This window comes from Candidatus Thioglobus sp. (assembly GCF_029243085.1).
Taxonomy (GTDB): domain Bacteria; phylum Pseudomonadota; class Gammaproteobacteria; order PS1; family Pseudothioglobaceae; genus Thioglobus_A.
In genome coordinates, this window is the sequence record NZ_JAQWSS010000087.1 from 1 (window position 1) to 9,285 (window position 9,285).

Here is a 9,285-nt window from a genome sequence, read left to right on the forward strand (position 1 = left end):
GCTGCACACAGCCCAGAGCTTAAGATTGCTATGGAAACATGGAAAGAAATTAAGTTTGAGTTTGATACAGTTGATAAACTAGACGGCGCTAACCGTTAATTGGTTTAATTTAAAAAATAGGAATTATTATGAGTGAAATGCAAGATTATAAATCTGGACCTAAGTTTGAAACTTTTTCATACTTGCCACAGATGACAGCTGATCAAACAAGACAACACATTCAGTTCATTATTAACAATGGATGGAACCCAGCAATTGAACATGTAGAGCCAGCACGTACTATGAAGTACTACTGGTACATGTGGAAATTGCCAATGTTTGGTGAGCAATCAGTTGATACCGTTTTACAAGAGTTAGAAGCTTGTCATAGAGAGTACCCTAATAACCATGTTCGTTTACTTGGTTACGATAACTACTCTCAAAGTCAAGGTATGAACTTTGTTGTATACCGCGGTAAATAAAATAAATTAGGAGAAATATTATGAGCAATATATCAGGAATCGCATTAGGAATGATCGAGACTAGAGGTCTTGTACCAGCTATCGAAGCTGCAGATGCTATGACTAAAGCGGCAGAAGTTCGTTTAGTAGGTCGTGAATTTGTTGGTGGTGGTTATGTAACAGTTCTAGTACGTGGTGAAACTGGTGCGGTAAACGCAGCAGTACGTGCTGGTGCTGACGCTTGTGAGCGTGTAGGTGATGGACTGGTTGCAGCCCACATTATTGCACGTGTTCATGGTGAAGTAGAAACTATTCTACCTTCAGCATAAGTGTAATTCAGTTATTAAAATGAATCCTGTTTACAGGTATTCATTTTAATAATAACAAAAAAACAAAGATTTTAATATTCAAAATTTGAATATTAATAAATTATTAGAATGATTATTAAAGGTATTTAATATGATAAATTCAACAGAGAAACTTTCTGGACGTGAGCGCTCTATGCTTAGACGACAGCAGATGTCTAAAACTGGCTCAGCCGGTATGAAGCAAGCTGGTCGTGTGCGTCCAAGACGAAAAACAACTGCTACAGCTACAAGTGAGCCTATTCAGTCTAATTCTACTGAGCAAGAATTAATTAATTCTACAGCTCATGCAGTAAGTCACGACAATCATGAATATTGTTGTGATGATTGTAAAGAAAAAGATTTGAAGGAAACTTGCAGCACGTGTGATACTACTAATTCAGTATCTGATAATAATGACGCAGTTGACGCACTATGTGACCTGGTTAATTCTGCTCAGTCTGATGCGCCTAATACAGTTCGTGCATTCTGTCGTGATAGACGTAAGCAGTTATCAAAAACTGGAAAGCAGGCATTACCAGGAAAAATTGGTAGAGAAGCCCGCAGAACTCGAGTTAACAATAACAAAAATCCGGTATCAGGTAGAGATCTAGCTAAACTAAAACGTGAAGAAAGATGTTCTGTTGGCAGAGGCACAAACGAGTCTTGTAGACCAAGTGGTAGAATCAGACCTGGTAAAGCACCTGCAAAAGTTGAAATTGGTACAACGCTTTCTGGTCAATCAGTAAGTGGTACATTGGTTGAACAAACCTCTAAGACTACTGGCAGTGAATCCGGAACATGTAAATTGGTTACAGGTACAGAATATTTTGGTACTGAACAATTCCAAGAGTTATGTTCAACTTCACCTACTCCAAATGAGCCTAAAGTTAACGAATCTACAACTTCCAATGGTCAAACAATGACTGGATCTTTAGTAGAGTCAACTTCTAAGGTTACAGGTACTGAGCCTGGAGAATGTACTGCAATTACAGGAAGTGAGTATTTAGGTTACGATCATTTTGCTAATAGCTGCTCTAATCAAGGTAGTGTTAATTCACCTGCTAAAGTAGTTCAATCTACTTCAAAAAAAAACTTAGTAATAACTGGAGCAGACGAAACTAGAATCAACAATACAACAGGTTCTGAATCTAACTCCGATAAAGTTATAACTGGTTCTGATTACTCTGTTGCTCCTTATAGTTATTCTAACGCTTCGACTAAGGTAGACGTTAGTCATACTAATCGTGGCTCAGTAATCTCTGGTGGCGAGCATTCCTCACCTCTAGGTGTTACAGGAGATGATCATAGTTCATGTGAGAATATCACCGGTACAGAGTATGTTTCAAATGAGCGTTTTGTTGCCAACTGTGGCGATAAAGCACCATTAACACCAAGTAAGGTTTCTGTAGATACAACTCGTAAGGGTATGGGTGTTACTGGAAACATGATGGATAGAGATGAAAAAGTCTCAGGCAATGAGCCTGGCACGTGTCAAAACGTAACTGGTAGCCAGTATGATAGTTCTGCTAATAGATCAATGTGTGATCAACGTTCTAATAAAGTGAGTCATACAAGTACGATTACTGGTAATTCGGTTTCTGGAAGTGAGGTAAGTGGCTCCCCAAAGCTAACAGGTGACGACTACGGCATGTGCCTGGGCGTCACCGGTAATGAGTATGTAAGCAAAGAAAGCTTTGAACAGAGATGTGATTATGTTCCTATGGCTGCTGCATATAAAGATAGATTTAGCGATACTTGGAATAATCAACAATTATCAGGCACTCAACTTGGACAATCCAAATTAGTTAGTGGTGATGAAGTTGGTTCGTGTAATACAATTTCAGGTAGTAGCTATCGATCAAGAGAAGAGATGAGTCAATTTTGTGATAGAGCTTCTATTGAAGCTAGTGAGAGAGTTATGAGAACATCCCATACAGCACAACAAGTAAGTGGCAACGTGCCTTCATCTGATCCTAGATTTTCAGGTAACTTTAATAAAGGATTTGATCAAAGCTTAAGTGGTTCTGCTTACACTAACAATCAGTATGCAACTGAAAAGTATGATGCTGACTTTACTGTGCAAACTCCAGCTCGTTCAGCTTATCAAACTAAGTCTGAAAGACTGCATGATAGCGTTTTTGGCATTAATCCACGTATTACAGGCCCTATTTCTAAAGCTCAGGGTGTCATGACTGGCACTCCAGAATTTAGACATCCTTTGGATGAGCAACAGCCAGTTCAATCTCAAGTAGAGGTTCCTGCCAAGGTTATTACTGGCGAAGGTAATGAGCTTGGACGAGGTATTACTGGTGATAATTGGTCTAGAAGTGGTCATGTTACTGGCACTGAGGGAATGTTTGCTGCCAATAGAAATGAAACACAAAGAGGTGGTTTGGCTAATGAACGATTAATTGGAGCACATGCTCTTAAAGATCGTGAAGTCATAATTGTTGAAGGTCCTGCGATAACAAACGGTAATGGTGGCGGAAGTGGCACAGAAGGTGGCTCATCTAGAATTACATTATCTGGTGGCGCAAGAGGGTAATTCAAAACAATGAATACTAGAAATGCATATAAAATCAGAGCTTCTCGAAGTTCTGGTCGTAATAGAACTGCGCCGGTAAGTATGGCGCAAGGTAACAAGGTGGGAAATATTCCTGCTTTGGATAATGACCTATCTAGTGGCTATATTGCACCAGTGTGCGATTCAATGCCTGAGAGAAATTGTAGGCATCCTCTTACAAACATGCGACAAAATGCACATTTGGCAAGATGTGAAGAATCAATTACTAATCGTTTTTATTCTATTACTTCTGTTCTGAAGCATCTTGGCAATATACAACATAATGAAAATTTTGTTGCACTTGCTAATGATATTACCTCAAAGGAATTAGACTTTAATTTTCCTTTACAGTCTTTAGAGTCTGCATGGATAAATGGTTTGGATATGAAGTTGTTATATTCAAAGTCAATTTTTAATGCAATTAATAGTTCTGTCAATCAGTTTTCTGAAGATTTAGGTCGAAATGAAGACTCTAAGGTAGATACTCATAGTTTCTTTCTTGATTGCGGTTATCATAGTGTTGATATTACCCCATGCTCTGATGGTAGGTTAAAGGGGTTATCTAAGTACATATTTAGATTACCATTGTCTGCAATTACTATTCGTAATTCATATGCAGGTGCTTTATTAAATGTAGAATCTAATGTTCGTGATTGGGAAAAAATCGAATTGTCTAGATTACGCAATCCAAGCTCTGGATCTAGCGCCTCTCGTTACCTAAAAATTGTTGTTTATCATCGCAGTAGCTCTGACCCTCTGCATCAAGGTTGTGCTGCTCATGGAAGTAATGATAAATTAGCTGCCGAAGCAGGACTAGAGAAATTAACAGAATTTCATAGTGCAATTGATAATACATATAGTTGTGGATCTCAGATAGATCTATTGTTGATAGGAGTTGATACCGATAATGATTCTATAAGAATTCATATCCCTGATTCTAATGGTGAGCTGAGTATTCATAGATTTGTCGATACTGCCGATTTGTATAATGAGACGTTAAATTTAAATAGTGATCAGGCACGTGTTGCATTATTTAATTCTATTGATAAAAGTAGCGACATGTCTGGCTGGGGAAAGGGTGAAGGAAAACCTTCTGAAGGCATGAGAAAAGTTATTTCAAATTTGCTTGAATACAATCTTTCTCAAATAGAATACGTTGCTGATTTATATGGTGGCTCGTATCCTGATCTTGGTCATGCAGAGCAATTTATCAGTGTTGGAGATGGTTTCCAAGAAATTCAATTAAGAAATATCGCATATTACGCGCATTTAGATACTGTTGAAGAAGGTTCAGCTGATTTAGACATTGGTATTAAAATTTTTTCAGGTCTTAATATAAAGAAAGGCCTTCCAATTCCTATTGCCATTCATTATCGCTATGATTCAAAAGTACCTGGTTCTAGAGCTAGAGTTGTTCAAAAGTCAAAGCGTGTAATGGCTGCCATACTTAATAGATATAAAGAATTAGCTGTTGGAAATAATTTATTTTTTCAGCTTAGTGTTCAAGACCTTCCCCTTGGTAGCGATCTTGAAATAATAGATAAGGAAGAATTATGAGAATAATGCAAGTTGACAAAACTTTGGTTTCTACTAACCGTATTAAAACACTTGGTATGAGACCTTTACTAGTTGTAAGAGATAAGCCAAATGGCACCCCTCTAGTAGCAGTTGATGCAGTTGGTTGTATAGCAGGAGACTGGGTTATTTGTGTGGGTAGTTCAGCAGCAAGAGAGTCTGCAGGTAGTAAAGAGTACCCAAGTGATTTAACCATTGTTGGTATTATTGATTACTGGGATAAAGGTCAAGAAGGTTAAGTATAGCTATGGAGATTATGCAGGTTCAAGAAGATCTTGTTTGTACTCGATCTGTAAAAAATCTTGAAGGTATTTCATTAAGAGTAATGAAAGATCTTAAGGGTAATGTTTTGTGTGCATCTGACCCTGTCGGTGTTGGCACTGGCAAGTGGGTTGTAACCGCAAGTGGTTCGGCTGCTAGATGGGCAATGCCTAAATATGAATCTGTAACAGATCTCACAATTGTAGGAATTATTGACAATTGGGAGTAAGTTCTTTTTTTAATTTTATATTTGCTTAATACGTAAAATATAATTGCAGATGTTTCATTAAAATGAATCATATGCATAAATGAATAAATATCAGAACACTTGAGCATTCTAAGCTAAGTTTTTTGCATAGAATGCTTGTTCATAATTGTCAGTTGTTCAGTATTTTCTAACTTAATCTGTTAAATTAAAAAAACACTATGGAAATTTCAATTAAACAACTAATAAATCAAATCTCAGAGTCTGACTGGAAAGTTCAAAAACGTGCATTAATTATGACTAAGCGTTTTGATTATTCAAGCTATGATGATATGCGAGATTTTTTAGATGATTTACAAGATCTTTCGGTAGAAGATGAGTTCTATCCAGATTTGACATTTAGTCGTGTACACGTTAATGTCTCGATTAAGTCAAGAGAAGATGATCAATTTACTGAGGTAGACTTTGATTTTGCTAAAAAAGTGGACTTATTGGCTAAAAATGCTATAACTGTTATCGAAGGGGGATAAAGTGGCAACATTAAAAATTGCAATTGCAAATCTTAAAGGAGGTTGTGGAAAATCAACCCTATCTTTGAATCTAGCATCTGGCTTAATGTCTAGGGGTAGTACCGCTTTGTTGGATGCTGACCCTCAAGGCACTTTAGAGCACTGGTTAAAAGCAACAGTTGATGGTATGCCTAGTGTTGTGAATGCATCTGAAAATGTTGCTAAAGCAATTGATACTGCTGCAAATGATTTTGAATTCATTGTTGTGGATTGTCCGCCAAGTTTAGAAAGTGGACATACCAAACAAGTATTGCAAATGGTTGATCTGTTGTTAATCCCAGTCTTACCATCACCACCAGATTTATGGAGTAGTGTGCATATGGTTGAAGCTGTTAAAGAAGCGCAGAAAACCAATGATCAGTTACAATCTTATCTAGTTCGAAATCAAGTTGAAAGTAGAAGTGCACTTTCCAAAGCCATGAAACAGGCGATAGAATTTTGTGGATTGCCTGCACTTAAAAGTTCATTGAGTAGGCGAGCTTCATATCGATGGGCTGCTTTGGAAGGTATTAGCGTGTATCAATTTGGCTCTCGTGGCGCAACAGCTGTTGATGATATTGAGGCTGTGATTAAAGAAGTAGTAAAAGTAAAGTAGTAGTTAAACTTGCTATTGTTAGTAATGTTTATTTGATAGATTTAAATTATATAAATAAAAGGGGTGTTTTATGAGTTCATTAGAAGATAAATTATTAGATAGTATCAACAAACCTGAAAAGAGTGTTGATGCAGCTAAAAAACCTGCAGCTAAGAAACCTGCAGCTAAGAAACCTGTAGCTAAGAAACCTGTAGCTAAGAAGCCTGTAGCTAAGAAGCCTGTAGTTAAAAAAACTGTAACCATGTCTCAACGCGTTTGGCCAGACTAATTTAACTTTTATCAAGTCTATTATTTATGTCAGTTCAATTATCAGATTATGAAGGCCTTCTAGAAGAGTTAGGAGAGCAGTCCGGTGAAGTGTTAGAAGCTAACTGGCATGAGGCAACGCGTGTTTTTACTCCGAGAGGTTTGCAATCTTATCTAGAGGCAGCACTTGGATTGAAATCTTTAGGGCGTGGAATTGACTTGGTAATTTCATTTATTGAAAGTGCTCCGATTGTTGCTAAAGAAATCGGAGAGGAGGCTGTTCCAGATTTACATTCTATTGCTATTAAAATGTATTCTAGAACGAGTTCAGAAGTGATAGCCTTGGTTTTTTCTACAGCTCCAATTGCTGCCAATCGACTCGGTGAAATAGATTTGTTTAAATCCTATTTGGGACTATTAAACAATTTGGTTGCTAAGGCGCCACGAGCCATTAGACCTTTCTTAGAAAGTCTTGACGTTTTACTTGGGCAATTAACCCTTGGAGGGTTGAGGCGTTGGACAACTTGGGGCGTGTCAGCCTATCGAAATGATTTTGAAGCGCAAGCTGAATATTTTAGTTTAAAGAGTGAACAAGCTAAGGCGATTTTAAAACAAGAGCAAAGAGGCGTTCTTTTTGTTAATATTCAGCGTCGATTGAATCTGTATCTTAGGTCATTGTGGGGGCGTGATTTTTTTATCCGTCCAACCTCAGGTGATTATGAAACACGTGAGGGTTATCAGCCATATATTGAGCATTATTTCATCCATCTGCCTGATGCATTTGATGATTATAAACCGACAGAAAATGCTAATGAAGATTTAATTGTTTCTGGCATGGATGTGTATCGTGCGAGTTCTGCTCATGCAGCGGCGCATATTGTTTTCTCATCTTATGATGAGAACGGCAGTGAAGAATTAAGTAATCTGCAAAGACTCATGATTGGCGTTATCGAAGATGCACGCGTGGAGCAATTGGCTGTCGAAAAGTTTCCAGGAATGAAGCAATTGTGGATTAAATTGTTGCCCGCGGATGTAAATTTGAATGATGGGCTTCAGCCTATCCTGGATCGTATGGCCAGGGCGCTACTTGATGATTCGTATCAAGATGACCATTTCTTGATCATTGAAGCAAAAAAACAATTCTTTGCAGTTCAAGATCGAATCTCTGATTCAGAGATATCTCGTGAAATAGGCCTTAGTTTATCCCAAATGATTCGCGATTCGGATATCGTTCTTAATTCTAGTAATGATAAATATAGCAATGTGTACCGTGATGATAATCGTTGTTTATGGCAATCACCAGATTATACTGAAGAAGGGCACGAACTCTTACCAGGAGAGGTTAAGCAAGTCCGTAAATACGTGAATTTAATGGAAATGGTCAACGCAGTTGAGGTTCCAAATGCTGGTGATGATGCACAGGAAATTTGGGTACTGAATACAGAGTTTTTCCCTTATGAAGACGAGGGTATTTCTTGGAATGAGATGGAGGGCAAGGAGCCTATTGCTTCCCCTGTTCATTACCATGAGTGGGATTATCAAACGCAGTTAGAAAGGCCTGGCTGGGTAACTTTACTAGAAAAGCGACCTAAATCTGGTGACACTGAGGTTATCGATGAGATTTTAGAGCGTCATAAGCCAATCGTTAGCCGCCTAAAAACTTTAATTGAAGCAGTTCAGCCACAAGGCTTGGTTAGACAAAGAAAAGTTGAAGATGGTGACGAGATAGATCTTAACGAAGCAATTAATGCCATGATTGATATTCGACGTGGCGTTCAACCGGATACACGTATTGGTATTCGTACTACATTACATATAAGAGATCTTTCTGTGATTCTTTTGGTGGATCTTTCTGAGTCAACTAACGACCCTCTGCCAGCAGCTAAATCTGCTTTTTCTACAAAGGTTGATAAGAAAATAAAGTCAGAGACGGATTTAGAAGAAGATGATCAGCCAACTATCTTAGACCTGTCTCGTGAAGCGGCAGCTTTGATGGCAGATGCTATGGATAAAATTGGAGATCCATTTTCAATTCATGGTTTTGACTCAAATGGACGTCATGATGTTGAATATTATCGCTTCAAAGACTTTGATGATGATTACGATGATAAAGCGAAAGCGCATTTGGCTGGCATGACGGGCCAATTATCTACAAGAATGGGTGCGGCGATACGTCACGCAGGCTCTTTATTAAGCGAACGTGGAAGTAGTAAGAAGATATTGTTTCTGTTAACTGATGGCGAGCCAGCAGATAACGATGAAAATGATCCACAATATTTGCGTTTTGATACAAAGCGTGCTGTTGAAGAGCTGGCTAGAGAAGGTGTTAATACTTTTTGTCTTACTCTTGATCCGCATGCCGATGAATACGTTTCAAGAATATTTGGCGCACAGAATTTCTTGGTACTAGATCATGTTGATCGATTGCCAGAAAAGCTCCCAGAGTTGTATTTATCGTTAACAAAATAAATAGTTAGGTAAAAT

10 protein-coding genes are annotated in these 9,285 nt (G+C 38.1%); all 10 read left to right on the forward strand.

From position 1 onward, the window contains the following. Positions 1–128: 128 nt before the first annotated feature. Positions 129–461 carry a ribulose bisphosphate carboxylase small subunit gene (locus tag P8M52_RS04995; RefSeq protein ID WP_300308202.1) on the forward strand — a complete coding sequence of 111 codons (333 nt, stop codon included), beginning with the start codon at positions 129–131 and terminating at the stop codon, positions 459–461. Positions 462–481: 20 nt separating this feature from the next. Further along, positions 482–769, forward strand: a complete 288-nt coding sequence (locus tag P8M52_RS05000; RefSeq protein ID WP_300308205.1) for a BMC domain-containing protein — start codon at positions 482–484, stop codon at positions 767–769. 130 nt (positions 770–899) lie between these two features. Beyond that, complete coding sequence (locus P8M52_RS05005; RefSeq protein ID WP_300308208.1) at positions 900–3,332, forward strand: CsoS2 family carboxysome shell protein; 2,433 nt, start codon at positions 900–902, stop codon at positions 3,330–3,332. A gap of 81 nt (positions 3,333–3,413) precedes the next feature. Beyond that, positions 3,414–4,907 carry a carboxysome shell carbonic anhydrase gene (locus P8M52_RS05010; RefSeq protein WP_300308211.1) on the forward strand — a complete coding sequence of 498 codons (1,494 nt, stop codon included), beginning with the start codon at positions 3,414–3,416 and terminating at the stop codon, positions 4,905–4,907. Beyond that, positions 4,904–5,164, forward strand: a complete 261-nt coding sequence (locus tag P8M52_RS05015) for a carboxysome peptide A (protein ID WP_300308214.1) — start codon at positions 4,904–4,906, stop codon at positions 5,162–5,164. Before P8M52_RS05010 ends, P8M52_RS05015 begins: the two co-directional genes overlap by 4 nt. Before the next feature lie 8 nt (positions 5,165–5,172). Beyond that, positions 5,173–5,415 carry a carboxysome peptide B gene (locus P8M52_RS05020; RefSeq protein ID WP_300308217.1) on the forward strand — a complete coding sequence of 81 codons (243 nt, stop codon included), beginning with the start codon at positions 5,173–5,175 and terminating at the stop codon, positions 5,413–5,415. Positions 5,416–5,612: 197 nt separating this feature from the next. Beyond that, entirely contained in the window at positions 5,613–5,921 is a 309-nt protein-coding gene (locus tag P8M52_RS05025) for a 4a-hydroxytetrahydrobiopterin dehydratase (RefSeq protein ID WP_300308220.1), read from the forward strand. Position 5,922: 1 nt separating this feature from the next. Continuing rightward, complete coding sequence (locus P8M52_RS05030; protein WP_300308224.1) at positions 5,923–6,555, forward strand: AAA family ATPase; 633 nt, start codon at positions 5,923–5,925, stop codon at positions 6,553–6,555. Between the two features lie 70 nt (positions 6,556–6,625). Beyond that, positions 6,626–6,823 carry a hypothetical protein gene (locus P8M52_RS05035; RefSeq protein WP_300308227.1) on the forward strand — a complete coding sequence of 66 codons (198 nt, stop codon included), beginning with the start codon at positions 6,626–6,628 and terminating at the stop codon, positions 6,821–6,823. A gap of 26 nt (positions 6,824–6,849) precedes the next feature. Beyond that, the gene (locus tag P8M52_RS05040) at positions 6,850–9,270 is read left to right on the forward strand and encodes a VWA domain-containing protein (protein ID WP_300308230.1); all 2,421 of its coding nucleotides are present in this window, start codon (positions 6,850–6,852) and stop codon (positions 9,268–9,270) included. Positions 9,271–9,285 lie beyond the last annotated feature (15 nt).

Coding starts and splice junctions, on each gene's coding strand:
- P8M52_RS04995 (WP_300308202.1), top strand. CDS start 129: ATGAGTGAAATGCAAGATTATAAATCTGGACCTAAGTTTGAAACTTTT.
- P8M52_RS05000 (WP_300308205.1), top strand. CDS start 482: ATGAGCAATATATCAGGAATCGCATTAGGAATGATCGAGACTAGAGGT.
- P8M52_RS05005 (WP_300308208.1), top strand. CDS start 900: ATGATAAATTCAACAGAGAAACTTTCTGGACGTGAGCGCTCTATGCTT.
- P8M52_RS05010 (WP_300308211.1), top strand. CDS start 3,414: ATGGCGCAAGGTAACAAGGTGGGAAATATTCCTGCTTTGGATAATGAC.
- P8M52_RS05015 (WP_300308214.1), top strand. CDS start 4,904: ATGAGAATAATGCAAGTTGACAAAACTTTGGTTTCTACTAACCGTATT.
- P8M52_RS05020 (WP_300308217.1), top strand. CDS start 5,173: ATGGAGATTATGCAGGTTCAAGAAGATCTTGTTTGTACTCGATCTGTA.
- P8M52_RS05025 (WP_300308220.1), top strand. CDS start 5,613: ATGGAAATTTCAATTAAACAACTAATAAATCAAATCTCAGAGTCTGAC.
- P8M52_RS05035 (WP_300308227.1), top strand. CDS start 6,626: ATGAGTTCATTAGAAGATAAATTATTAGATAGTATCAACAAACCTGAA.
- P8M52_RS05040 (WP_300308230.1), top strand. CDS start 6,850: ATGTCAGTTCAATTATCAGATTATGAAGGCCTTCTAGAAGAGTTAGGA.